Raw genomic sequence first — 23799 nt, forward strand, 5'->3', positions numbered from 1 at the left:
CGTGTCAGCCGGCCTGGCGAGCCACCCAGTCACCCCACGAGGACACGAACTGTGCCCGGCCGAGTCCCAGCACCGACTCGAACGCAGAATCGGTGGGGCTCTCGGACGCGAGCGCTTCGTACAGGGAACGCAGGGTCGACTCCCCGAACCGGTCGGCCACGAATGCGAACACCGACCAGGCCGATTCGTAGGCCACACTCGACCGGGCACCACCGGCACCGAAATCCTCGTTCTTCGGCAGCACCGTCGGCGGCCCACCCGCCGCCACGATCGCCGCGAGAGTGGGTGCCAGTTGCGCGAACTCGGCACCGGACCCTCGATACCCGGAATAGTCGGCGAACCCCTCCGACACCCACAACTCCGTACCGTCGGACGTCCGCGCCCTCGCCGCCACATGCGTCAACTCGTGCCGCAGAACCGAGCGCACGGTGAACGGCGTCAACCTCGACGCGGCGTCGGGACCGAACACCACCCGCTGACCCGTCGGACGGGAGCCGTCGGCCGCCACCGCGTCGGACACCGTCACCGCAGCCACGTCGGTGGACGGATCGGACCCCGTCAGTTCGGCGAACTCCTCCGCCGAGGATGCGACGAAAATCAGCCCGTCGCGCGCCCAGTCGTCTCCCCAGAAGTCGGTCACGGCCGCGATTGCCGACGGAAGTTCGGCCGTAAGGTTCTCCACGAACGCATCGCGGTCCGGATGACCCATGACCACAGATGTCCCGGCTGCAGTGGCCACCGAACGCACGGTGAGAGGGCCGAAGTCCCACGGCCCACGCCAGGTCTGGCGTCGATACTCGGTCAGATCCGCGTCGTCGACCAACCGCCATCGACCGTCCCGCTCGGCGACGACGAGTGAGACCGGCCGACGCGTCGGCGATGCGTCCGGGCCGGTGATCGCGTATCGCAGATACACCGCGGGTGCCCAGACATCGGTGGAATCGAGCGCCGCTGCGATCGACGGCGGCACCGGGGTCTCGGGCTCGTCGCCCAGGTCGTAGCCGAACTCCGCGAAGGGGACGCCGGGTACCACTGCTGCCCGGCGCAGCTGCGCTTCGACGAAGCCGGGGTCGGCCTGCGGATCCATCACATCGCGCAGTGCGTCGAGATCACCGGAACGAACCGCGCGCGCCCACTGGTCGAGGAGGACGGTCACGTCGGCGCGGCGCTGCTGATCGTAGGTCGGCGGGTCCTGGCCGACGGTGACCTCGGCGGTCCCGGCCGTGGGCGGGCCGTCGAATCGGTGAATCAGGACGACCGAGACGGCGACCACCACGACGACCACGACGACAAGCCAGCGCCGCCATGACGATCGGACGATGACGTGCAACCCGGATGGTCGGTTCGAGGTGCTCATGCCGCCACTCGTCGATCGTCGAGACACGACCTCAGTATCGACGCGCCCCGTAGTACGGGAACGATGCCATCGACTGCACCTTCACGGGCACACCGAATGTGGAGGCATGCAGCACGTTGCCGTTTCCGGCATAAATTCCGACGTGTGAGATGTCCGGATAGAACAGAACGACGTCACCGGGCTGCAGATCCTTCTGATCCACCGGAGTTCCGCCCGCCGCCTGCGCCTGACTCGATCGCGGCAGCGTCTTGCCCACCTGCTTGTACGCCCACACGACCAACCCGGAGCAGTCGAAGCCATCCGGACCGGTTGCGCCCCAGACGTACGGCTTGCCGATCTGCGTGAGGCCGGCCTGCAGCGCACTGGCTCCCGATCCCGGCGTCAGGTTCTGCAGAATCGAGGACGGGTCGAACCCGTCGGGCAGGGTCGAACCGGCCAGAGACAGTTGCTCCGAGGACGAGAGCGCACTGTAGGCGGCCATGACCTCGGCTATCTGTCCCTGCAGCTCACTCTGCTTGGCCTGGAGATCGTCGCTGACGGCCTTGGCCTGCTCTGCGGCGACGCGTGCCTGTTCGGCGGCCGTCGTCGCGGCCTGCTCGGCCGTCTCTGCATCCGAGCTGGCCTGCTTGAATCGGGCGACCTGGTCGGCGGTCTCCGCCGAGATCACGTCCAGCGCCGACATCTGGTCGAGCAACTGCTGTGGTGAGTCGCTGACCATGACGGCGAACAGTCGGTTGGTCCGCGCGCCCTGGTAGTTGACGTTGGCGACCTTGTCCATGGCCGGTTTGAGCTGCTCCAACTGCGCCTGCGCTGCGTCCACGGCGGCACGGCTCTGGTCGACGAGGGCCTGAGCGTCGAGTTGCTGCTGGTTCTTGGCGTCGAGATCGATCTGGGCATCGTGCAGAGATTCGGTGGTCTGCTCGGACTGGCGAGAGAGCTCGGCGAGTTCGGTCTGCGCGTCGGATGCCGAACCGAATCCCGGCTGCGCGGTTGCCGTCGTCGTCGGCACCACGGCGATGCATGCGGTCAGCGCGAGCGCAACCACCGAGTTTCGGGCCGTACGCAACGCTCGGGTAGATCTCGATATCGCCACGGAAAGCGACTCTCCGTCCTCACAGATGTTGCCTCTACCGAGGCAACGGTTGGAAAAGTAGTCCGAAAACGAACCATACCCATGCTCTTACGGGCGCGGACGTGAACACGGTCCGAAATCGACGGGGGTTCGAGGTGACAGGTCACAAAATAAACATCGACCAGGTCTCGATCAGATTACGAACTGGATCCTTCCCTGTCCACCGAACCGGCGTGTCGCGCAGTCCGTGTCCGGATACGCCGACAGGGCCGAGCCGATGAACGGCTCGACCCTGTCGGTCGGTTCACAACGAGCGTCGATCGCTCGAGTCAGTAACGGCGAGCACCGTCGAACGGCATCGAGTCGAGCGGGGCAACCTTGACCGGCACGCCGGACGTGGATGCGTGCACGACATTGCCGTTGCCGACGTAGATGCCCGAGTGCGAGCCGTCGTAGAACGAGACGACGTCGCCGGGGGCGAGGCTGTCGCGCGAGACCGGAGTGCCTGCGGCGGCCTGGTCGTAGCTCGTACGAGGCAAGCTGACGCCGGCCTGCTTGTACGCCCACTGGACGAGGCCCGAGCAGTCGAACGAATCCGGACCCGAAGCGCCGTACACGTACGGTGCTCCGATCTTGGATTCTGCGGCCTGAACGGCCTTCGCAGCCGGGGTGACCTGCGGTGCCAACGGCGCACCCGGCGCGGGCACACCCGGAAGGTTGAGGGGAGGAAGGCCCGGGATGTCAGGAATCTCGAAGGTTCCGACGCCGGGAATGGTGAGGGGGGCCGCCATTGCGGGTGCAGCGGGAAGAACGACCACGCCTGCCGTGAGCGCTCCGGCTACGAGGACTCGCCGCAATGTTCGGTTGGAAAGTTGTGACGCCACGAAAGATGGTGCTCCGTTTCTTCCTATCGTCCGCCGACCGAGTTAGCTGACGGGTTCGGGCTGGGAAGAGCAGCCCTACCCACCGGCCACCATGTGGTGGCTTAGCGGGATTCACCCCAGTAGATATCGGGTTCCCGGTACGAACACTCTCGCGAGTGAACGATTAGGCGGTGACTTGCGACGCCACTCCGGTTTGGACTGGCGAGACTCCGCAAGGTCTCAGGAAGGTTACGAAATGGCATACCCCCGTGTCGACCCCAACTCGCCTAGGAGAGCGAATTCGGCTCGATTCTCGCTAGCCGGCGCGCTGATCCCCCGGTGTGTCACGAGTCGATAACAAAGGAACCTCGGCGATGTCGTCGTCGTTCACCACGAGCTTGAGAGTGGGCACGAGACCGACATCGGCGAGCACCCCCATGGCACCGAGTTCCTCCTGCTCGAGAGTGATACGAGACGGCGGACCGACCCGCCGTCCGTCCGACCCGGACGGCATCCCCGGAGCCCCCAGAAGCACCGTCACGACGCAGTCCGCGCAGGCGATGTCACGGACCAGGCAGTCACTGCAATCGATGATCATTGTGATCCTTGTCTCTTTACGGTTTCCGGCGGCCGAATCGGCCGACTCAGCGAAAGATAGCGACGGGCACCGACAGGTTCCGTGACACGACGACGTTCGACGGCGCGATGAGCGTTCTTGTCGGAGGTCGGCCCTAACGTCGTCCCGGTGAGCCTGCCCATCCAGCTGACGTTCGACGAACTCGACACCCCGCTGCACGAGACGACGTTCGTCGTCGTCGACCTCGAGACCACCGGCGGTAGCGCGGACACCGAGGCCATCACCGAAATCGGAGCAGTCAAGGTTCGAGGCGGCGAGATTCTCGGCGAGTTCGCCACGTTGATCGACCCGGGCAGGTCCATTCCGCCGTACATCGTGGAACTGACCGGCATCACATCGGCGATGCTCATCGGTGCGCCGCGCATCGAACGGGTTCTGCCCGGTTTCCTCGAGTTCGCACGAGGTTCGGTACTGGTGGCGCACAACGCCGGCTTCGACACCGGATTCCTCAAGGCCGCCGCGAGCCGTCTCGACATCGCGTGGCCACGGTTTCAGGTGCTGTGCACGGTCAAGCTGGCTCGCCGAGTTCTGACCCGCGACGAAGCTCCGTCGGTGAAGCTGTCCGCACTGTCGACTCTGTTCCGATCCGGCACCAGGCCTACCCACCGTGCGCTCGACGACGCCAGGGCCACGGTCGACGTTCTGCACGGCCTCATCGAACGCGTGGGCAATCAGGGAGTCCACAGCTACGCCGAGTTGGTCGACTACCTACCCGCGGTGTCGGCCGGCCAGCGCGCCAAACGCGGGCTGGCCGCCCATCTTCCCGGCACACCCGGCGTCTATCTGTTCCGCGGCCCGTCCGACGAGGTGCTGTACGTCGGTACGTCCAACAACCTCAAACGACGCGTGCGCAACTACTTCACCGGCTCGGAGACCCGAGGCCGGATGAAGGAGATGGTCGCACTGGCCACCCGCGTCGACCACGTCGAGTGTGCACACGCGCTCGAAGCCGGAGTCCGCGAGCTACGTCTGCTCTCGGCGCACATCCCGCCGTACAACCGCCGCTCGAAGTTCCCCAGGAAAGGGTGGTGGATCACCCTGACCGACGAGGCGTTCCCTCGCCTGTCGATCGTCCGCACCCCGGCACCGAACAGTCTCGGACCGTTTTCGGTTCGCGGTGACGCCGCAGAGGCCGCGGCGCTCGTCGCGGAGTTCTGCCGCCTGCGTACGTGCACTCGCCGTCTGGCCCGCTCGGTTCGACACGGTGACCAGTGCCCGGCGACCGACGTCGGAGGCTGCCCAGCGGCACTGTCCGGCCCGTTGACGGCCGACGAGTACTCCGATGCCCCGACGCAGTTTCTCGCGCTGGTGTGTGGCCAGGACGACGCCGTTCTCTACTCCATGCGCCGCCGCGTCGCCGAGCTCGCAGACAAGGAGCTGTACGAGACGGCTGCCCGTCTGCGCGACAGAATTGCGATCACCGTCGATGCACTGCGCCGGATGCACCGATCGGCAGCAGTGGCCGCCATTGCCGAACTGGTTGCGGCGAGGCGCACGGCCGACGGCGGGTGGGAGTTGATCGTGGTGCGCTTCGGCCGGCTGGCCGGCGCTGCCGTCGCGCCGCGGGGAGTGCATCCGATGCCCGTCGTCGATGCCATCACCGCGTCGGCCGAAACGGTGGTGCCCGATACGACCCCGCTGCGCGGCGCGCCCCCGGAGGAAGTCGGACTCATTGCGGCCTGGCTGCGCACGGACGGAGTCCGGATCGTGCGCACGAGCAGTGGGTACTGCAGCCCGGCACGGTCGGCGGGTTCGTGGGAGTCGTGGTGTCGGACGGCGAGAGAAGCCGCGAGGGCAGGAGTGGAGCCTGCGGAACGACTGTTCAGCTCAGGAGTGGAGCCTGCGGAACGACTGTTCAGGTCAGGAGTGGAGCCTGCGGGACGACTGTCGGGGTACGGCAGCAACTAGGGTCTGGGGGTAGCTCGCGTCGGACACCGAGCTCGAGATGCTTGAGGAGCGCACATGATCAATGCCATCGTCTTGATCGACGCCGAGGCCGACTTGATTCCGGAAGCGGCGCAGGCCGTTGCGGATGTCGACGGGGTGTCGGAGGTCTATTCGTGTGCTGGTGATGTCGATCTGATCGCCATCGTGAAAGTTCGTGATCATGCGTCGATCGCAGAGGTCATCACCAAGCACATCAATCGTGTGCGGGGGGTGCGCAGCACCACCACTCACATTGCGTTCCAGTCCTATTCGAGTGCCGATGTCGAAGCCGGGTTCTCGATAGGCGAGTAGCCGCGCTCTTCGTCAGCCGGCGAGTTCGGTGGTGCATCGACCCCAGTCGGCGAGTAGCCGTGCTGCTGCACCGGAATCGATTGTTGTTGCGGCAGTGGCCAATCCGGCTTCGATTCGGGCGTGGAGGTCGTCGGACACGCCGTGGTGCGCTGCCATGGCTGCGGCGGCATTGAGCAGTACGGCGTCGCGGACGGGGCCCTGTTCTCCGGCGAACACTCGGTGCGCCACCGCTGCATTGAATTCGGCGTCTCCACCTCTGAGAGCTTCTATGGGCGCTCGGGCGATGCCGTAGTCGAGCGGGTCGATCGTCTCGACGGTCACCGAACCATCGGACACCACGTGCACTGTCGTGGTGGTGGACAGTGTGATCTCGTCCAGTCCGTCGTCACCGCGGACCACGAGCACCGAGCTGCCCCGGGCTGCGAACACGTCGGCGACGACGGGGACCAGGTTCTCGAACGCACAGCCGATCAGGCCTGCGCGCGGGCGCCCGGGGTTCGTCAGTGGCCCCAGCACGTTGAAGACCGTGGGGATTCCGATTTCCTTGCGCGGTGCGGCAGCGAAGCGCAGTGCGGGGTGGTGGATCGGTGCGAAGCAAAAGCCGATGCCGACCTGCTCGACGCTCGACGCGACTGCGTCGGCCCCGAGGGTCACTCGGACCCCCAAGGCTTCGAGCACGTCGGTCGTGCCGCTCTTCGACGACGCTGCGCGGTTGCCGTGCTTGACGACTCGGATCCCGCTGGCAGCGACGACGACGGCTGCCATGGTGGAGATGTTGACGGTGTCCGCTCCGTCTCCTCCGGTCCCCACGACGTCGACGGCGTCGGTGTCGGTGTGCACCAGCACTGCGTGCGCCAACATCGATTCGGCGAGTCCGTTGACCTCCGCCGGCGTCGGACCTTTCATCTTCAGCGCTACTCCGAAGGCTGCGATCTGCGCGGCTGTCGCGTTGTCGGCCATGATCTCGTCCATGACCCAGCCGGTGTCGGCGCTGGACAGGTCGGTGTGGTTCGTCAACGCGCCGAGGATTCGACGCCAGGTTCGCGGCTGTTCGTCGCTGATCGCTGCGGTCATGGTGGTTCTGCCGTGCCCTTCTGCCGTCGATGCACTCGGTGCGGTGGAAGCTTAGCCAGACGCTGCGTCGGGCTGCGCGGGCTGCAGTGCGTCCCACCCCAGTACTGCTCCCCCTCGACGCTGAGCAAGGCCGGCCATGCGAGAACGCTCCTGCGAGCAGTGCAGAGCGTCGAGTACCTGAACACGTTGCAGAACCAGCGGCACGCCGCCTTCCACCCGAGGGCGGTAGCCGGTGCTCTCCGGTAGTTCGGCGGCCGGCCCCACTTCGTAGTCGTCCTGAGCCGCAACCGCTGCTGCGTCCTCCACTTGGTCGGAAGGCAACACGAGATGATGCCGTAGCACCACCTCCGCCGATTCCGTCCACAGCGGTCGGGTCCTCGCTGCTTCGTCGAGCACGGCCGAGCATGCCTGTGCATCGTCGAAGCAACTCGCCACTGTCACGAGGTCCTCGCGAGTGGGGTCCAGACGTTCGGCCGTCGATCGCGAGAACAGTCTCCGAAACCATCCACCTTCGGTGCGCTTTGCCATGAGGCCAGCCTTGCACGACTGGACCCTACCGGCCCGTACGGAGGCTCTGACCAGCACGGGAACAAGGACGTACGCGGATTCGTTCCGACACGACGCGCCAAGAGCGGACCCGGATATGCCTTCCGTACTACGACGGGTCATACTTCTCTTTGTGACGAGCGCTGTAGGGACTCAAGGATCGGCAATCACCCAACGCGTGCACTCGCTGAACCGTCCCAATATGGTCAGCGTCGGCACGATCGTGTGGCTGTCTAGTGAACTCATGTTCTTCGCCGGGCTGTTTGCGATGTACTTCGTCGCACGCGCCCAGGCGAATGGAATCTGGCCGCCGGAGCCGACGGAGCTGAACCTCGCTCTCGCTGTGCCGGTGACCGCGGTGCTGATCGCATCGTCGTTCACCTGCCAGCTGGGCGTGTTCGCCGCCGAGCGAGGTGACGTCTTCGGACTGCGCCGCTGGTACATCATCACTCTGGTGATGGGCGCGTTCTTCGTGGCCGGCCAGGCGTACGAGTACTACCACATGGTGCACGAGGGCACGACGCTCTCGAGCAGCGTGTACGGCTCGGTCTTCTACATCACGACCGGTTTCCACGGATTGCACGTCATCGGCGGACTCATCGCTTTCGTCTTCCTGATCACCAGAACGCTGGTCAGTAAGTTCACGCCCGCGCAGGCCACCGCGGCCATCGTCGTTTCGTACTACTGGCACTTCGTCGACATCGTCTGGATTGCCCTCTTCGCAACGATCTACTTCATCCGCTAGTGACAGTCAGCACACCAAAGATAACGAGCGAACGGAATCAGCCCCCGACGTTCGGTCCGTCCCGACACGACAAGGGATAGAAGATGAGTACATCTCCCCCAGCAGCATCCGACGACAACGCCGCCTCCAAGACGAGACGGCAGCGTAGGACGCGCCGACGCATCACCGGTGCTCTCGTTCTGATGATGGGCCTCCTGAGCGCAGGGTTCCTCGCCTCGGCCCTGACGCCGGCTCCTCAGGTCGCGACTGCCGATACCGATTCGGCAGCGCTCATCCGCGAGGGCAAGCAGCTCTACGACACGTCCTGCGTCACGTGCCACGGTGCCAACCTGCAGGGTGTTCAGGATCGCGGACCGAGCCTCATCGGCGTCGGCGAAGCAGCCGTGTACTTCCAGGTGTCGAGCGGTCGTATGCCCGCTGTTCGCAACGAGGCACAGGCGATGCGCAAGCCGCCGAAGTTCAACGACAAGCAGATCGACGCCCTCGGTGCCTTCATCAACGCCAACGGCGGCGGACCGACGGTCATCCGCGACGAGAACGGTGAGATCGCTCAGGAGTCCCTGCGCGGTGGCGACATCGGACGCGGCAGTGAACTGTTCCGACTCAACTGCGCTTCCTGCCACAACTTCACCGGTGAAGGCGGCGCTCTGTCCTCGGGCAAGTTCGCACCGTCCCTCGGCCCTGCCAACGAGCAGGAGATCTACACCGCGATGGTCACCGGCCCGCAGAACATGCCGAAGTTCTCCGATCGTCAGCTGACGATCGAGGAGAAGTCCGACATCATCGCGTACGTCAAGTCGGCCCAGGAAACCCTTCCCGCAGGCGGTTGGAGCATCGGAAGTTTCGGTCCCGGTACCGAGATGATCGCTATCTGGACGGTCGGCATCATCGCCGTCGTCGGAGCAACTTTGTGGATCGGAGCTAGATCATGACCGACGGCGATTCCGGCCGTAAGGACGCGGGCAACGACGACGAATCCGGACGCAAGAATGCGCCCGGTGCCGACGGCGTGAACGCGGACAAGAAGTACACCGACGAGGAACTCGCCGCGATGAGCCGCGACGAACTGGTCGAGCTCGGCACCAACCTCGACGGTGTCGATGTCGCTTTCCGCCGCAACCGTTGGGCTGTGGAAGGTACCCGCGCCGAGAAGCGTGCCGAGCGCAGCGTCGCGATCTGGTTCGCGATCGCCGGCCTCGCCGCTGTCGCATTCATCGGCATCTACCTGTTCTGGCCGTGGCAGTACTCCGGTATCGGCGAAGAGAACTACCTGGCCTACTCGCTGTACACCCCGCTCATCGGCGGCACGATGGGCCTGGCGATCCTCGCGGTCGGTATCGGCGCGGTGCAGTTCACCAAGAAGTTCATCCCCGAAGAGGTCTCCATCCAGGACCGTCACGACGGCGGCTCGTCCGAGCTGGACCGCAAGACTCTTGTGGCAGAGCTGGGCGATTCGCTCGACACGTCGACCATCGGTCGCCGCAAGGTGATCAAGCGTTCGCTCGTCTTCGGTGGTGGCGCGCTCGGCGTCATGGCGCTGCTCCCCCTCGGTGGACTGATCAAGAATCCCTGGGCCAAGGGCGAAGATTCGCCGTTGTGGGTATCCGGCTGGACTCCTCGCTACGATGGAGAGACCATCTACCTCCGACGAGACACCGGGCGACCGGAAGATGTCGTTCTCGTTCGGCCCGAGGACTTGGACGCTGGTGCCATGGAGACCGTCTTCCCGTTCCGCGAAGCGGACCGCGAGAGCGAGCACGATCTGCTCGTCTCGCTGCGTGGAGTTCGTAACTCGGTCATGCTCATTCGCCTTCGCCCGGATGCCGCCAGCACCGTCATCAAGCGCAAGGGTCAAGAAAGCTTCAACTACGGCGACTACTTCGCCTACTCGAAGATCTGTACGCACCTGGGTTGCCCGACATCGTTGTACGAGCAGCAGACCAACCGAATTCTGTGCCCTTGCCACCAGTCGCAGTTCAACGCGCTCGAGTACGGCAAGCCGATCTTCGGACCGGCTGCGCGTGCGCTGCCCCAACTTCCCATCACTGTCAACGAAGAGGGATTCCTCGTCGCTTCGGGAGATTTCACCGAAGCTCTGGGGCCCGCCTTCTGGGAACGTCGTCCGGAGCGTGACTCATGAGTACATTGCAAACCCTCGCCGCCAAGCAGGCCGACGGCGTAGACAGTCGTTACCACCTGGCGCCGGGATTGCGTCGCCAGATCAACAAGGTCTTCCCCACGCACTGGTCGTTCCTGCTCGGTGAGATCGCGCTGTACAGCTTCGTCATCCTGCTGATCTCGGGCGTGTTCCTCACCCTGTTCTTCGATCCGTCGCTCAGCGAGGTCGTGTACGACGGTGCGTACACCCCCCTCAACGGTGTGACGATGTCCAGGGCATACGCCACCGCTCTCGACATCACGTTCGAGGTTCGTGGCGGTCTGTTCATGCGGCAGATTCACCACTGGGCGGCCCTGATGTTCGCCGCCTCGATCATCGTGCACATGATGCGCATCTTCTTCACCGGTGCGTTCCGTCGCCCGCGCGAGGCCAACTGGGTCATCGGTTGTTTGCTGCTCATCCTGGCGATGTTCGAGGGCTTCTTCGGCTACTCGCTCCCCGACGATCTGCTTTCCGGCACCGGCCTCCGCGCCGCTCTCGGTGGCATCACGATGAGTATCCCGATCATCGGCACGTGGATGCATTGGCTCATCTTCGACGGCGACTTCCCCGGCACGATCATCATTCCGCGCCTGTACGTCGCTCACGTTCTTCTTCTACCGGCCATCATCCTGGCACTGATCGCAGCCCACCTGGCCCTGGTCTGGTACCAGAAGCACACGCAGTTCCCCGGACCCGGCCGCACGGAGCAGAACGTCGTCGGCGTTCGTATTCTTCCGGTCTTCGCGGTCAAGTCCGGTGCTTTCTTCGCCGTCACCTTCGGTGTGCTGGCAGCGATGGGCGGACTCATCCAGATCAACCCGATCTGGAATCTCGGACCGTACAACCCGTCGCAAGTGTCGGCAGGCGTGCAGCCCGACTTCTACCTGATGTGGACCGACGGCATGGCACGACTGTGGCCTGCCTGGGAGATATACATCGCCGGGCGCTACACCATCCCGGCAGTGTTCTGGGTGGCAGTGATCATGGGTCTCGTCTTCACCGTGATGATCGCGTACCCGTGGATCGAGAAGCGTCTGACCGGAGACACTGCGCATCACAACCTGCTTCAGCGTCCCCGTGACGTTCCGGTGCGTACTGCGATCGGCGCGATGGCCCTCACGTTCTACGTGATCCTCACGCTCTCGTGCATCAACGACCTCATCGCCTACAAGTTCGACATCTCGCTCAACGCGATGACGTGGATCGGTCGTATCGGAATTCTCACCATGCCTCCGCTCGCGTACTTCATCGCGTACCGATTCTGCATCGGACTGCAGCGCAGCGATCGGGCAGTTCTCGAGCACGGCATCGAAACCGGAATCATCAAGCGACTCCCGCACGGCCAGTACGTGGAAATCCACCAGCCGCTCGGACCGGTCGACGATCACGGACACCCGATTCCCCTCGATTACCAGGGCGCAGCCGTTCCGAAGAAGATGAACAAGCTCGGCTCGGCCGGAAAGCCCGGCTCGGGATCGCTGTTCAGTCCGGATCCGGTGGCACAGAGCAAGGCTCTCGAAGATGCCCTTCACAAGGGTGAACACGAGCAGCTGACGATGCTCCGCAACTACCAGGCGGGCATCCACGGCAACGGCCACTCGAACGGCAACGGCCATGCCAATGGCAACGGGCACTCGAACGGCAATGGCCACTCCAATGGCAACGGCCACTCGAACGGCAACGGCCATGGACTCCACTCGGATGAGGACACCGCTATCGCTTCGGGTCGAAGCGATAGCGACAGAGAACACTGACATCTGACAGAGTCTCGAAAAGGGCGACACCGGCAACGGTGTCGCCCTTTTTGTTGTCTGCGAACACGATCCGGGCTGGAACACTTCGCATCACCCTCCGAGGCAGCACGGCCGGCTGCTCGTCGTCGGGAGATCCGATAGCCCTCCCCCCCTCCCCCACCGTCGGATGACCCATCCATATCCCAGGTACATCGACCGGTCTCAGCTCCGGGGTTCGCGACGACCGGTATTACTATCGGTGTCATGGTCCGTGTTCCACTCACCCCCGGCGAACTCGCCCGCGGTGCCAGGCTCGGCTCCGCTCTGCGTCATGCCCGCGGTGGCCGAACCATGACCGACGTCGCCGATACAGCAGGCATCTCGGTCGAAACTCTGCGCAAGATCGAGACCGGCCGAATTCCGACGCCGGCGTTCTTCACCGTCGCCGCGTTGTGCGGCGCGCTGAACATCTCCCTCGATTCGCTTGCCGATCAGGTGCCCCGTGCCGTTCGGTCCCACTCGGAGGCCGACGTTTCCTGAGGGTGCCACCTCGTTCACCGCTGCGCGCTCGACCTCCGCACGCTCGCTCTCAGTGTCACTTCACAGCGCCATGAGCGGACCATCCTGTTCGGCCTCTACTCGGACAGCAGAAAAAGGGCCCCGGTCGCTCGTGAGAACAACCGGGGCCCTTTTCGGGTGGAGCAGATGGAGTCAGTGGCGCTCGGCACCGACGTGGTACTCGAACACCAAACCTGCGGCCGCAGCGATGACGCTCACCACGCCGAGGGCGATGAGCCACGGCTGGAAGAAGGCGAATCCGATGGCGGTGATGGACGCGGCTCCTGCGAGCACGATCGGCCAGAAGCTACCGGGGCTGAAGAAGCCCAGGTCTCCTGCGCCGTCGCTGACCTCGGCGTCGTCGAAGTCCTCGGGTCGGGTGTCGAGGCGTCGTGCGACGAATCGGAAGTAGGTTCCGACGATCAACGTCAGACCGACCGACAAGAAAATCGCGGTGACTCCGGCCCACTCGACTCCTGTGCGGCTCAGGCCCGTGAACAACGCGTACACGATGCCGACCAGGAGAAAGAAGACAGTGAGGATTTCGAAGATCTTGGCTTCGATTTTCATATCAGCATGCTTCCTTGGTCAGTTGCCTTCAGCGACAGCGGCTGTGCGGAGGGTGCGGTCGGTCGAGAACGGAGCGGTGCTCGTTGCGAGGGGGCTTTCGCCGATGGCTTCGAGTGCCTGCGCGTTGGTCAGCGCGTCTCCGCCTTCGGACAGAGGCTTGCGCAGCTCGATGTACTGCTCGAACCGCTCTGGAGACACGGCACGAACCTCGAAGTTCATCATCGAGTGGAAGGTGCCGCACATTTCGGTGCACCGTCCGACGAACGAGCCTTCGCGTTCGATTTCGCTGATCTGGAAGACGTTGTCGGAGTGGTTCTCCTCGGGGTTCGGGAGAACGTCACGCTTGAACAGGAATTCCGGAACCCAGAATCCGTGGATGACGTCCGAGGACGCGAGCACGAATTCGATGCGCTTACCGGTCGGCAGAACCAGGACCGGGATCTCTTCGCTGGAGCCGACCGTTTCGATCTTGTTGTAGTGCAGGTACGACAGATCCTGCGTGGATGCTCCGTTGATCGGTCCCGGAACGAACTCGCCGTCCTCGCTGCCCTCGGCACCTTCGCCCGGAGTGGCAGCGGCCTCGGCGGCAGCCTGCTCCTCCTCGTCGGTGCCCTCGTACTTGGCGGCACCGTCCTTGAGGTCGATGGTGCGGTAGCCGAACTTCCAGTTCCACTGGTAAGCCGTGACATCCACCTGGACATCGGGATCGGCCTGCTTCTCGTCGACGTAGTTCTGCACCACGACGGTGAAGTAGAACAGGACGGCGATGATCACGAACGGAACCGCCGTGTAGAACAACTCGAGCGGAACGTTGTAGGCCGTCTGGCGAGGGAACTCCGGTGAGCTCTTCTTCTTACGGTGGAACAGCACCACCCAGAAGATCAGAACCCACACGATGATGCCCATGACCAGGGCGGCAATGACCGACCACGTCCACAGGTCGCCGATGCGTCGCCCCTGCGGGGTGACGCCCGAGGCGAAACCGAAATTGAGTACGTTGTCGCTGCTGATGGAACAGCCCGACAGCATCAACGCGGCTACACCGAGAAATGCTGTCAGCCCCGCTCGCCGAAGGATCCGACTATGCGCCACGTTCACGCCTTCCTGATTGCCCACCACTGAAGAATAAGGGCTTCCACATGGAGATGCCCGAGTACTACGCAGCGTAGACCAAAGCTGACGCGGAGCCACCCTTGGGTCGTTACCTAGGTTCGAGCGTGTCTGCGGCATACTCGGTTGCTGATCGACCGTCCCGCTGACGACACGCGGAGATCCGGCCCCCGGCATTGTCCCCAACTGCGAGAAGAGGTAGCAGACGCTGTGTGTGGACTGCTCGGAGTACTGACATCTCACGGAACGACCGCCGCCGGCGTCGAGCTGGTGAGCTCGGCGACTCACTGCATGCGCCATCGTGGCCCGGACGAGCCCGGTGGCACCTGGCACGATGACGACGTCGTCTACGGCTTCAATCGACTCTCGTTCATCGACATCGAACACTCGCACCAGCCGATGCGGTGGGGTCCGCCCGAGTCGCCGAACCGGTACGCACTGGTGTTCAACGGCGAGATCTACAACTACCTCGAGTTGCGTGCGGAGCTCGCGCGCGATCACGGGGCAGAATTCGCCACCGAAGGTGACAGCGAGTCGATCGTTGCGGCATTCCACTACTGGGGCGCTGCCGCCGTGCAGCGTCTGCGAGGAATGTTCGCCTTCGCCATCTGGGACACCGAAACGCGCGAGATGTTCGTTGCACGCGATCCCTTCGGCATCAAGCCGCTGTTCCTGGCCACCGGTCCCGGAGGCACCGCGTTCGGTAGCGAGAAGAAGAGCGTGCTCGAGCTGATGGATCTGCTCGGCGTCGGCACCGATCTCGATCCGCGCGCCATCGAGCACTACACGGTGCTGCAGTACGTCCCCGAGCCCGAAACCCTGCACGCAGGCGTTCGGCGGCTCGAATCCGGTTGTTACGCCACGCTGTCACCCGGCACGCCGCCGAAGGTCACTCGCTACTTCACCCCGAAGTTCCCGGTTCAGCCCTTCGCACCCGGTAGCGAGAAGGCGCGGTACCAGGAAATCGCCGAGGCACTCGAAGACTCGGTTGCCAAACACATGCGCGCCGACGTCACGGTCGGCTCCTTCCTCTCGGGCGGAATCGATTCGACGGCCATCGCAGCTCTGGCGATCCGTCACAATCCCGACCTGATCACGTTCACCACCGGATTCGAGCGCGACGGCTACTCCGAGGTGGACGTGGCAGCGGAGTCGGCCGCGGCAATCGGTGCTCGGCACATCGTGAAGGTCGTCGGACCCGAGGAGTTCGCGGCGTCCATCCCCGAGATCGTCTGGTATCTGGACGATCCAGTGGCCGACCCCGCGTTGGTGCCGCTGTACTTCGTCGCCAAGGAAGCCCGCAAGCACGTCAAGGTCGTGCTCTCCGGCGAAGGCGCGGACGAGTTGTTCGGCGGCTACACCATCTACCGCGAACCGCTGTCGTTGAAGCCGTTCGAGTCGCTCCCCGCCTTCCTTCGACGTGCGGCCGGCTCGTTGAGCGAGCGAATCCCCGAGGGCACTCGCGGCAAGAGCCTGCTCAACCGTGGATCCATGACTCTCGAAGAGCGTTACTACGGCAACGCACGCAGTTTCAACGACGCGCAGTTGCGATCGGTGTTGCGCGAGTTCCGATCCGAGTGGACCCATCAGGACGTCACCGCGCCGATCTACGCGCAGTCGCAGGGATGGGATCCGGTGGCTCGCATGCAGCATCTGGATCTGTTCACCTGGTTGCGCGGCGACATCCTGGTCAAGGCCGACAAGATCACCATGGCCAACTCTCTCGAGTTGCGCGTTCCGTTCCTCGACTCCGAGGTCTACAAGGTCGCCGAGAAGCTCCCGCTCGACCAGAAGATCACCAAGAGCACCACCAAGTACGCTCTGCGTCAGGCGCTGGAGGGAATCGTTCCCGGTCATGTACTGCATCGCGCCAAGCTGGGATTCCCTGTGCCACTGCGCCATTGGCTGCGCGGACCGGAACTCTTCGATTGGGCGCACCAGCAGATCGCCGACTCGCAGACCGATCACCTGCTGAACAAGGCCGCCGTCATGGCGATGCTCGACGATCACCGCGCCGGCAAGTCCGATCACAGCCGTCGACTGTGGACGCTGCTGATCTTCATGGTGTGGCACGGCATCTTCGTCGAGAAGCGCATCGTGCCGCAGATCGCCGAACCGGAGTATCCGGTCAACATCTGACCTGGCCGACCGTCCCCGCCGGATCAATGCGACTTTCGGTCGCGCAGAGTGCAACAAAGCCACATTGATCCGGTGGGCGAACGAACAACCTCGATCAGGCGGGGAGCAATGCCCCGATCTCCTCGCCCGCTTCGGCACCGTAGGCAGAGGTCAGACGCTTGATCGCGTCGTCGCGGTTGAGTTCCCACTCCTGAGTGCCGGTGGTCTCGAGCACCAGCACGGCCACGAGCGAACCGAGTTGCGCTGCACGTTCGATGCTGGCTCCGGCCATGTGGGCGGTGAGGAAACCTGCTCGGAAGCCGTCGCCGACACCGGTCGGATCGACCTTGCTCGTCTCCGGCACGACACCGATATGGGTGTGCACACCACCCTTTTCGACGATGTCCACGCCCCGCTTGCCCAGGGTGGTGACGCGCAGATCCACCTTGTCGGCGATGTCAGCGTCGGACATGCCGGTCTTCTGCTTGAGGAGCGCCCATTCGTACTCGTTGGTGAACAGGTACGCGGCACCGTCGATCAAGTCGGTTGCCTGCGCGGCGTCGAGCCGAGCGAGCTGCTGCGACGGGTCTGCCGCGAACGGGATGCCTGCAGCGCGGCACTGCGCCGTGTGCGCCGTCATCGCGTCGGGGTCGTTGGCACCGATCAGAACCAGGTCCATCGCGTGCTGCGCTGCGAGTGCCTCGATGGAGATGTCACGGGCCTCGCTCATCGCTCCGGGGTAGAACGACGCGATCTGCGCCATGTCCTCGTCCGTGGTGCAGACGAAGCGGGCAGTGTGTGCGGTAGCGGACACTCTCACACCACTGCAGTCGACGCCGTGCTCTTCGAGCCAGGTCCGGTACTCGGCGAAGTCCGGTCCCACGGCCCCGACGAGCAGCGGCGCGCCGCCGAGAACTCCGAGTGCGTACGCGATGTTTCCGCCGACGCCTCCCTTGCGAATGACCAGATCGTCCACCAGAAAGCTCAACGAGATGTTCGAGAGCTGATCGGCGACGATCTGCTCGGCGAACCGTCCGGAGAATCGCATCAGATGGTCGGTCGCTATCGAGCCGGATACCGCGAGTGTCACGAAGGAAGGCCTTTCGGTTCGTAGATGCTGTGGAGTCGACGGGCAGACACGACTGTGACCGGTACACGCATGCGTGTACCGGTCACAGTCGAGTACGAGTCAGCTCAGTTGAACGAGTCGCCGCACGCGCACGATCCCGTGGCGTTCGGGTTGTCGATCGTGAAGCCCTGCTTCTCGATCGTGTCCACGAAGTCGATGGATGCACCCTCCACGTAGGGAGCGCTCATCCGGTCAACTGCGAGGGTGACGCCGTTGAAGTCGACCGCGAGGTCGCCGTCGAGGCTTCGGTCGTCGAAGAAGAGCTGGTAGCGCAGTCCTGCGCAACCACCCGGCTGCACGGCGATGCGCAGCGCGAGGTCGTCACGGCCTTCTTGATCCAGCAGCGCCTTGGCCTTGGTCGACGCGGTCTCCGTCATGGTGACCTTGTGTGCCGTGGTTTCGGTCGTTGCGGTCTCATTCGAAACGGTCATGGGTTCTCCCTATCAGTCGTACAACCCGTGAATGACTCAACCGTACTCCCGGTAGCTCTATTCCTCACGCTCGCCGCCTCCCTTGCACACCGGTGTCGACCACGTCGGCCGCGACGCGCGCGGCCAACTGTTCGAGCTGATTGGCCGCATCCGACATCGCCAGCTCGACCGAACCCGCGAACTCACTGATCGAGTGCGCAGCCGAGATGCCCGCCGACTCCAGTTCGTCCTTCGACAACGTGACCTGCCCCGCGAGCACGATCGTGTCGATGCCTGTCGCGCCGCCCGCGGCAGCGATTCTGGTCACCAGCTTGCCGCGCAGCGATTGCGAGTCGAATTTGCCCTCACCGGTCAGCACCAGGTCGACGGAGTCGAGCAGTTCCTGCTGGCCGGTTCGTTCGGCCACCACGACGGCACCGGGTAGCTGCCTGCCACCGAGTGCGAACAGTGCCGCCCCCAGACCTCCTGCGGCTCCGGCTCCCGGTCGGTCTGCCACGTCGTAGCCGGCGGCAGAGAGCACTGCAGCCCAATCGGTGTTCGACTCCTCCAGCCGAGCGACGGTGTCTGCGTCGGCACCTTTCTGTGGACCGAACACGCGGGCCGCACCGGCGTCACCCAGCAGCGGGTTCTCCACGTCCGACGCGGCGACGAGGTCGATGCCCGACAATCGTGCGACCGCCGATCCGAGTCCGCCCAGCGCACGAATCATCGCGCGCCCGCCGTCGCTGCAGCTGCTTCCGCCGAGCCCGACGAACACCGTTCGCGCCCCGGCGTCGAGAGCGGCGTCGAGCAGCTGACCGACGCCGTAGCTGCTCGCCTTCAGTGCTGACAGTGGAGTGGGCGGGCCGTCGAGAAGATGCAGTCCGCAGGCCTGAGCCGATTCGATGTACGCCGCCGTACCGTCGAGCAGCCAGTGGGCTCGGACCGGGTTGCCGAGGGGCCCGTCCACGTCTGCGGTCTGCACGGTGCCGATGCGCGAGGCCAGGACCTCGACGAACCCTGGGCCGCCGTCGGATTGGGGCGCGAGTTCGAGTTCGTCGGTCTCACGAACCGAGGCCCATCCCCTGGCGATGGCGTCGGCCGCGGCCGCGGCAGTCAAGGTGTCTCCGAACGAATCCGGCGCAATCATCACTCGCATCGTCGGAAGTCTAGGGCTGCCGCGCCGGAACGGCATCCGCTGTTTCGCCGCTGACCTGGCCGGTGTTCGTGGGCAACGGGCCATCCCATACTCTGAGTGCGTGAAGCTGCTACGCCGTGGAAACTCTGACAATTCGGACGGAAACGACTCGAACGAATCCGAGTCGACGACGGCCGGGAGCGACGCGACCCCTTCGGTGTCTCTCGGCAAGGGCCGGCCGACTCCCAAGCGCCGTGATGCCGAAGCTCGGCGTCGCGGACCGGTTGCTCCTGCTCCTCTGACGAGCAAAGAGGCACGCGAGCGCCGCAAGGCGAACAAGGGCAGCAAAGAAGATCGCAAGGCCGCCTCCAACGAGCGACGCGCCGCCGCAGCCGAACGACGCGCACGGATGCTGGCGGGCGAAGACAAGTATCTGCTCCCCCGCGACAAGGGTCCGGTGCGCGCCTACGTACGCGACATCGTCGATGCACGACGCAACCTCGTCGGCCTCTTCATGCCGCTGGCGTTGATCCTGATCTTCGCGTTGTTCCTGCAGCCGCAGGTGCAGCAGTACGTCACCCTCGGCATGTTCGTGATGATGCTCTTCATGGTCGGCGAGGGCATCTACCTCGGCAAGATGATCAACAACAAGATCCGGGTGCGGTTCCCCGAGACCACCGACGGCGGTTTCAGGATCGGGTGGTACGCCTTCGTCCGTGCGTCCCAGATCCGCAAGATGCGCGCGCCCAAGCCACGAGTCAGCGCCGGCGAGGCCGTCTGACGTCGGTGGGTGAACCGAGACGAACCCTCGTGCTCGGTGGAGCCAGATCCGGGAAGTCCGGGCACGCGGAATCGCTTGCCGTTCTCGAGCCGGTTCGCTACCTCGCGACCGGTCGGCGGGACGCCACCGACGAGGACTGGCAGCTTCGTATCGAGCGTCACCGTGCGTCGAGACCGACACACTGGTCCACCGTCGAAACCGTCACGTCTCTGTCCGGTGTCGTGACGCAGCCGTGGGACGGCACCACCGTCGTCGACGATCTGGGAACGTGGCTGACGGGAATGCTCGACGATGCACAGGCCTGGGAGCTCCCCCGCGGCACGATCGCACCGGCTGTCGACGATCTGGTTCGAGCAGTCGCGGACTGCCCGTCCCACCTTGTGCTCGTCAGCCCCGAAGTCGGCTTGTCCGTGGTGCCCGAATCCCGTTCCGGTCGCCTCTTCCGAGACGAGCTGGGCTTGCTCAATTCTCGGCTCGCGGCAGTATGTGACAGGGTTCTGCTGGTCGTCGCAGGACTCGCGCTGACCCTCAAAGACCCTCCGGCGGACTTCATCACCGCGAAAGGCACAGTGTGACAATTCTTTCGGAAGAGGATTCGGCGTCGTCGCCGTTTCGTCCGGTGACAGCTCCGTCGGACTCGGCTCGATCGGCCGCCGCCGACCGGCAACAGGAATTGACCAAGCCTGCCGGAAGCCTCGGTCGCCTCGAGGCGCTCGGTGAGTGGATCGCCGCCTGCCAGGACGCCTGCCCGCCGCGGTCTCTCGAACGAGTGCGTGTCGTCGTCTTCGCCGGCGATCACGGCGTGGCCGCACACGGGGTCTCTGCCTACCCTCGCGAGGTGACGGCTCAGATGGTCGCGAACATCCGCGCCGGCGGCGCAGCGGTCAACGTACTCGCGGCCATCGCCGGTGCCGCGGTTCGGGTTGTCGACATCGCGGTCGACGCCGATACGGATTCTTCGGTGTCCGCGTTCAAGATTCGACGGTCCAGTGGCTCGATCGACCGCGAGGATGCACTCACCGAGGACGAGGTTCAGGCCGCGATCGCCGCTGGAGCCGCCATCGCCGACGAAGAGGTCGACGGCGGGGCAGATCTCCTCATCGCAGGCGATATGGGTATCGGAAACACCACTCCGGCAACGGTATTGATCGCCACCCTGACCGATACCGAGCCGGTTGCCGCCGTCGGCCGCGGCACCGGAATCGACGACGCGGGGTGGATCAGGAAGACTGCAGCGATCCGGGACGCGATGCGTCGAGCCCGGCCGGTCGCGAAGAACCCCACCGATCTGCTGCGAGTCGCGGGCGGTGCCGACATCGCGGCCCTCGCCGGCTTTCTGGCACAGGCAGCGCATCGGCGAACCCCGGTGATTCTGGACGGCCTGGTGGTGACCGCGGCCGCATTGGTGGCCGAGGACGCGGCGGCCGGAGCACGCAACTGGTGGGTTGCCGGGCATCGCTCGGCCGAGCCTGCCCATTCACTTGCGTTGCGGCACTTGCGTCTCGAACCGATCGTGGAGCTCGGGATGCGACTGGGCGAAGGTTCGGGAGCGCTGGCGGCGTTGCCTCTGGTTCGTGCGGGTGTCGGCACCCTCAATTCGATGGCAACCTTCGTCGACTCCGGTGTCAGTACCGGCGACAGCGAAGCCCGCAGCACTGCCGAAGACCGCAGCACCGCCGAAGACCACTGACTGTGCGCAGCCCAGCCGATTCACTGGTGCTCGCGTTCTCCTGGCTGACGGTGCTTCCCGTGCGCGGCCCCGACGAGGTCGACAGGGACTCCGCCGGGCGCGCGATAGCGCTCGCTCCAGTCGTCGGTATCGCCCTCGGCAGCATCAGCGCGATCGTTCTGTGGGTGTCGATCACGGCGGGCCTGACGCCTCTCCTCGGCGGACTGCTAGCCGTCGCGGCCTCGGCATTGCTCACTCGCGGCATGCATCTGGACGGCTTGGCCGACACCGCGGACGGACTGGGCTGCTACGGACCTCCCGAGCGCGCGCGAGAAGTCATGAAGTCCGGCAGTGCGGGGCCGTTCGGAGTTGCGACCATCGCACTCGTTCTGGCAGTACAGGCCGCGAGCCTGGGCCAGCTCGCGCACCAACAGCTGTGGTGGGCCATTGCAGTTCTGCCGGTGATCAGCCGGGTGTCGGTGGTCCTGGCCTGCCGCCGGGGTACGGACGCGTCGTCGCCGAACGGTTTCGGCGCTCTCGTCGCGGGCACGCAGTCGAACATGGCACCAGCGCTGTGGGTGGTTGTCGCAGTGGCGATCTCGGTGTTCGCACATCCCGACCGCCCGTGGCAGGGCCCCCTGGTGGTCATCGCCGTACTCGCCGTCGCAGTAATTCTCACTCGCCACTGCGTGCGACGCTTCGGCGGGCTCTCCGGCGACGTGCTCGGAGCCGGAATCGAGACCACCACCGCGCTGGCCGCGGTCGGCCTGCTTCTGGGAAGCTAGCGGAGCGTGGTCATCCAGCCGTGCGTATCGGCAAACGTGCCGCGCTGAATGCCGGTGAGCGTGTCGCGCAGTGCGAGCGTGATCTCGCCGGGCTCGCCGCCTGCGATCTCGAACGCCCCCTCGGTGGACTTGACGCTACCCACCGGTGTGATGACCGCTGCTGTGCCGCAAGCGAACACCTCGGTGATCTCGCCGGAGTCGGCCCCCTTTCGCCACTCCTCGGTGGAGATCCGACGCTCTTCGACGGGGATGCCTGCGTCGGTCGCCAGGGCCAGCAGCGAGTCACGAGTGATGCCGGGGAGCAGTGACCCGGACAGCGACGGCGTCACCAGTCGTGCGTCGGAGCCCGAGCCGAAGACGAAGAACAGGTTCATCCCGCCCATCTCCTCGACGTACCGGCGCTCGATGGCATCGAGCCAGACCACCTGATCGCATCCTTCATCGCTGGCCTGTGCCTGCGCCAGCAGAGATGCGGCGTAGTTGCCCGCGAACTTCGCGTCTCCGGTGCCGCCCGGTGCCGCCCGGACGTATTCGGTCGACAGCCAGACGCTCACCGGCTTGACGCCTCTGGGGAAGTACGCACCTGCGGGAGAGGCGATCAACATGTAGCGGTACGAATCGGCCGGGCGGACACCGAGTCCGGCTTCGGTGGAGAACATGTACGGCCGGACGTAGAGCGCGTCCTCGCCGCCTGCCGCGGGGACCCAGTCGTGGTCGAGTTCGAGCAGCTTCTCGATCGATCCGATGAACAGCTCGTCGGGCAACTCCGGCATCGCCAGACGGCGAGCCGAGGAGCGGAAGCGCTCGGCGTTGGAGTGCACCCGGAAGGTCGAGAGGTCGCCGTTCGGCTGACGGTAGATCTTGAGTCCCTCGAAGATGGCCTGGCCGTAGTGCAAGACCATCGCGGCGGGGTCGAGCTCGATCGGACCGTACGGCGCGATCGTGGCATCGTGCCATCCGCCGTCACGGGTGTAGTCGATGTACACCATGTGATCGGTGAAATGTTTTCCGAAACCGGGTGCAGCGAGCACCGCGTCGCGCACGGCGGGCGTAGCGGGCGAGGGATGCTGCACGTACGTGAATTCGGAGACACCTGTCATGCCCG

At 64.9% G+C, this 23799-nt stretch carries 24 protein-coding genes and 1 riboswitch; of the genes, 12 read left to right on the top strand and 12 right to left on the bottom strand.

Annotation, left to right across the window (positions count from 1 at the left end; all coding sequences use genetic code 11):
* Window positions 1-4: 4 nt before the first annotated feature.
* From CH283_RS15470 to CH283_RS15485, 4 genes are all read right to left on the bottom strand, one after another.
* Window positions 5-1357: a hypothetical protein gene (locus CH283_RS15470; RefSeq protein WP_094640134.1), complete on the bottom strand. Its 1353-nt coding sequence runs from the start codon at window positions 1355-1357 to the stop codon at window positions 5-7.
* 31 nt (window positions 1358-1388) lie between these two features.
* On the bottom strand, window positions 1389-2450 hold the full coding sequence (locus tag CH283_RS15475) for a C40 family peptidase (RefSeq protein WP_082898910.1): 1062 nt from the start codon (window positions 2448-2450) through the stop codon (window positions 1389-1391).
* Window positions 2451-2758: 308 nt separating this feature from the next.
* On the bottom strand, window positions 2759-3313 hold the full coding sequence (locus CH283_RS15480; protein ID WP_068052083.1) for a C40 family peptidase: 555 nt from the start codon (window positions 3311-3313) through the stop codon (window positions 2759-2761).
* 16 nt (window positions 3314-3329) lie between these two features.
* A riboswitch (cyclic di-AMP (ydaO/yuaA leader) is annotated at window positions 3330-3493 on the bottom strand.
* A gap of 115 nt (window positions 3494-3608) precedes the next feature.
* Window positions 3609-3890, bottom strand: coding sequence for a hypothetical protein (locus CH283_RS15485; RefSeq protein WP_068052086.1), 282 nt, complete (start codon window positions 3888-3890; stop codon window positions 3609-3611).
* Window positions 3891-4037: 147 nt separating this feature from the next.
* On the opposite strand from CH283_RS15485, the gene CH283_RS15490 reads away from it, so the two are divergent.
* Together CH283_RS15490 and CH283_RS15495 are read left to right on the top strand one after the other, a co-directional pair.
* Window positions 4038-5837: a DEDD exonuclease domain-containing protein gene (locus CH283_RS15490; RefSeq protein WP_094640401.1), complete on the top strand. Its 1800-nt coding sequence runs from the start codon at window positions 4038-4040 to the stop codon at window positions 5835-5837.
* Between the two features lie 54 nt (window positions 5838-5891).
* A complete protein-coding gene (locus CH283_RS15495) occupies window positions 5892-6167 on the top strand; it encodes an Lrp/AsnC family transcriptional regulator (RefSeq protein WP_068052089.1) in 276 nt (91 codons plus the stop codon).
* A gap of 12 nt (window positions 6168-6179) precedes the next feature.
* Here CH283_RS15495 and trpD read toward each other — a convergent pair whose 3' ends face one another.
* Together trpD and CH283_RS15505 are read right to left on the bottom strand one after the other, a co-directional pair.
* A complete protein-coding gene (gene trpD / locus CH283_RS15500) occupies window positions 6180-7241 on the bottom strand; it encodes an anthranilate phosphoribosyltransferase (RefSeq protein ID WP_094640136.1) in 1062 nt (353 codons plus the stop codon).
* A 51-nt stretch (window positions 7242-7292) separates the two neighbouring features.
* Window positions 7293-7769, bottom strand: coding sequence for a hypothetical protein (locus CH283_RS15505; RefSeq protein ID WP_068052095.1), 477 nt, complete (start codon window positions 7767-7769; stop codon window positions 7293-7295).
* Between the two features lie 151 nt (window positions 7770-7920).
* Between CH283_RS15505 and ctaE the strand changes: the two genes are divergently transcribed.
* The 5 genes from ctaE (at window position 7921) to CH283_RS15530 (ending at window position 12966) form a co-directional block, all read left to right on the top strand.
* Window positions 7921-8532, top strand: coding sequence for an aa3-type cytochrome oxidase subunit III (gene ctaE, locus CH283_RS15510; protein WP_037192869.1), 612 nt, complete (start codon window positions 7921-7923; stop codon window positions 8530-8532).
* An 83-nt stretch (window positions 8533-8615) separates the two neighbouring features.
* Window positions 8616-9464, top strand: coding sequence for a cytochrome bc1 complex diheme cytochrome c subunit (gene qcrC / locus CH283_RS15515; RefSeq protein WP_094640137.1), 849 nt, complete (start codon window positions 8616-8618; stop codon window positions 9462-9464).
* Window positions 9461-10672, top strand: a complete 1212-nt coding sequence (qcrA, locus tag CH283_RS15520; RefSeq protein ID WP_255183232.1) for a cytochrome bc1 complex Rieske iron-sulfur subunit — start codon at window positions 9461-9463, stop codon at window positions 10670-10672. Before qcrC ends, qcrA begins: the two co-directional genes overlap by 4 nt.
* A complete protein-coding gene (gene qcrB / locus CH283_RS15525) occupies window positions 10669-12447 on the top strand; it encodes a cytochrome bc1 complex cytochrome b subunit (protein WP_094640138.1) in 1779 nt (592 codons plus the stop codon). Before qcrA ends, qcrB begins: the two co-directional genes overlap by 4 nt.
* 243 nt (window positions 12448-12690) lie before the next feature.
* Window positions 12691-12966 (top strand): helix-turn-helix domain-containing protein, encoded by a 276-nt coding sequence (locus tag CH283_RS15530; protein WP_068052101.1) that lies wholly within the window; start codon window positions 12691-12693, stop codon window positions 12964-12966.
* A 171-nt stretch (window positions 12967-13137) separates the two neighbouring features.
* Here the strand turns inward: CH283_RS15530 and CH283_RS15535 are convergent, their stop codons facing one another.
* Together CH283_RS15535 and ctaC are read right to left on the bottom strand one after the other, a co-directional pair.
* Window positions 13138-13554 (bottom strand): cytochrome c oxidase subunit 4, encoded by a 417-nt coding sequence (locus tag CH283_RS15535; protein WP_068052104.1) that lies wholly within the window; start codon window positions 13552-13554, stop codon window positions 13138-13140.
* Window positions 13555-13572: 18 nt separating this feature from the next.
* A complete protein-coding gene (gene ctaC / locus CH283_RS15540) occupies window positions 13573-14652 on the bottom strand; it encodes an aa3-type cytochrome oxidase subunit II (protein WP_068052110.1) in 1080 nt (359 codons plus the stop codon).
* 222 nt (window positions 14653-14874) lie between these two features.
* Between ctaC and asnB the strand changes: the two genes are divergently transcribed.
* Window positions 14875-16803, top strand: coding sequence for an asparagine synthase (glutamine-hydrolyzing) (asnB, locus tag CH283_RS15545; RefSeq protein WP_094640139.1), 1929 nt, complete (start codon window positions 14875-14877; stop codon window positions 16801-16803).
* 94 nt (window positions 16804-16897) lie between these two features.
* On the opposite strand, the gene CH283_RS15550 is transcribed toward asnB, so the two are convergent.
* The 3 genes from CH283_RS15550 to CH283_RS15560 form a co-directional block, all read right to left on the bottom strand.
* Window positions 16898-17872 (bottom strand): carbohydrate kinase family protein, encoded by a 975-nt coding sequence (locus tag CH283_RS15550; protein WP_094640140.1) that lies wholly within the window; start codon window positions 17870-17872, stop codon window positions 16898-16900.
* A gap of 104 nt (window positions 17873-17976) precedes the next feature.
* Window positions 17977-18342, bottom strand: a complete 366-nt coding sequence (locus tag CH283_RS15555) for a HesB/IscA family protein (protein ID WP_068052114.1) — start codon at window positions 18340-18342, stop codon at window positions 17977-17979.
* 64 nt (window positions 18343-18406) lie between these two features.
* Window positions 18407-19480: a glycerate kinase family protein gene (locus CH283_RS15560; RefSeq protein WP_094640141.1), complete on the bottom strand. Its 1074-nt coding sequence runs from the start codon at window positions 19478-19480 to the stop codon at window positions 18407-18409.
* 100 nt (window positions 19481-19580) lie between these two features.
* Between CH283_RS15560 and CH283_RS15565 the strand changes: the two genes are divergently transcribed.
* The 4 genes from CH283_RS15565 to CH283_RS15580 are packed head-to-tail and all read left to right on the top strand — an operon-like array spanning window position 19581 to window position 22694.
* Window positions 19581-20240, top strand: coding sequence for a DUF3043 domain-containing protein (locus CH283_RS15565; RefSeq protein WP_068052118.1), 660 nt, complete (start codon window positions 19581-19583; stop codon window positions 20238-20240).
* A 5-nt stretch (window positions 20241-20245) separates the two neighbouring features.
* Window positions 20246-20815, top strand: coding sequence for a bifunctional adenosylcobinamide kinase/adenosylcobinamide-phosphate guanylyltransferase (gene cobU, locus CH283_RS15570; RefSeq protein WP_094640142.1), 570 nt, complete (start codon window positions 20246-20248; stop codon window positions 20813-20815).
* Complete coding sequence (gene cobT, locus CH283_RS15575; protein WP_094640143.1) at window positions 20812-21930, top strand: nicotinate-nucleotide--dimethylbenzimidazole phosphoribosyltransferase; 1119 nt, start codon at window positions 20812-20814, stop codon at window positions 21928-21930. The genes cobU and cobT overlap by 4 nt, the downstream gene beginning before the upstream one ends.
* A 2-nt stretch (window positions 21931-21932) precedes the next feature.
* On the top strand, window positions 21933-22694 hold the full coding sequence (locus tag CH283_RS15580; RefSeq protein ID WP_094640144.1) for an adenosylcobinamide-GDP ribazoletransferase: 762 nt from the start codon (window positions 21933-21935) through the stop codon (window positions 22692-22694).
* Here CH283_RS15580 and CH283_RS15585 read toward each other — a convergent pair.
* A complete protein-coding gene (locus CH283_RS15585; protein ID WP_094640402.1) occupies window positions 22691-23794 on the bottom strand; it encodes a branched-chain amino acid aminotransferase in 1104 nt (367 codons plus the stop codon). The genes CH283_RS15580 and CH283_RS15585 overlap by 4 nt on opposite strands.
* Window positions 23795-23799 lie beyond the last annotated feature (5 nt).

The sequence above is a fragment of the Rhodococcus sp. 05-2254-2 genome, from assembly GCF_002259095.1.
GTDB lineage: Bacteria > Actinomycetota > Actinomycetes > Mycobacteriales > Mycobacteriaceae > Rhodococcoides.

Coding starts and splice junctions, on each gene's coding strand:
- trpD (WP_094640136.1), bottom strand. CDS start 7,241: ATGACCGCAGCGATCAGCGACGAACAGCCGCGAACCTGGCGTCGAATC.
- qcrC (WP_094640137.1), top strand. CDS start 8,616: ATGAGTACATCTCCCCCAGCAGCATCCGACGACAACGCCGCCTCCAAG.
- CH283_RS15505 (WP_068052095.1), bottom strand. CDS start 7,769: ATGGCAAAGCGCACCGAAGGTGGATGGTTTCGGAGACTGTTCTCGCGA.
- CH283_RS15495 (WP_068052089.1), top strand. CDS start 5,892: ATGATCAATGCCATCGTCTTGATCGACGCCGAGGCCGACTTGATTCCG.
- CH283_RS15535 (WP_068052104.1), bottom strand. CDS start 13,554: ATGAAAATCGAAGCCAAGATCTTCGAAATCCTCACTGTCTTCTTTCTC.
- qcrA (WP_255183232.1), top strand. CDS start 9,461: ATGACCGACGGCGATTCCGGCCGTAAGGACGCGGGCAACGACGACGAA.
- CH283_RS15470 (WP_094640134.1), bottom strand. CDS start 1,357: ATGAGCACCTCGAACCGACCATCCGGGTTGCACGTCATCGTCCGATCG.
- qcrB (WP_094640138.1), top strand. CDS start 10,669: ATGAGTACATTGCAAACCCTCGCCGCCAAGCAGGCCGACGGCGTAGAC.
- CH283_RS15560 (WP_094640141.1), bottom strand. CDS start 19,480: ATGCGAGTGATGATTGCGCCGGATTCGTTCGGAGACACCTTGACTGCC.
- CH283_RS15555 (WP_068052114.1), bottom strand. CDS start 18,342: ATGACCGTTTCGAATGAGACCGCAACGACCGAAACCACGGCACACAAG.
- CH283_RS15585 (WP_094640402.1), bottom strand. CDS start 23,794: ATGACAGGTGTCTCCGAATTCACGTACGTGCAGCATCCCTCGCCCGCT.
- CH283_RS15530 (WP_068052101.1), top strand. CDS start 12,691: ATGGTCCGTGTTCCACTCACCCCCGGCGAACTCGCCCGCGGTGCCAGG.
- CH283_RS15485 (WP_068052086.1), bottom strand. CDS start 3,890: ATGATCATCGATTGCAGTGACTGCCTGGTCCGTGACATCGCCTGCGCG.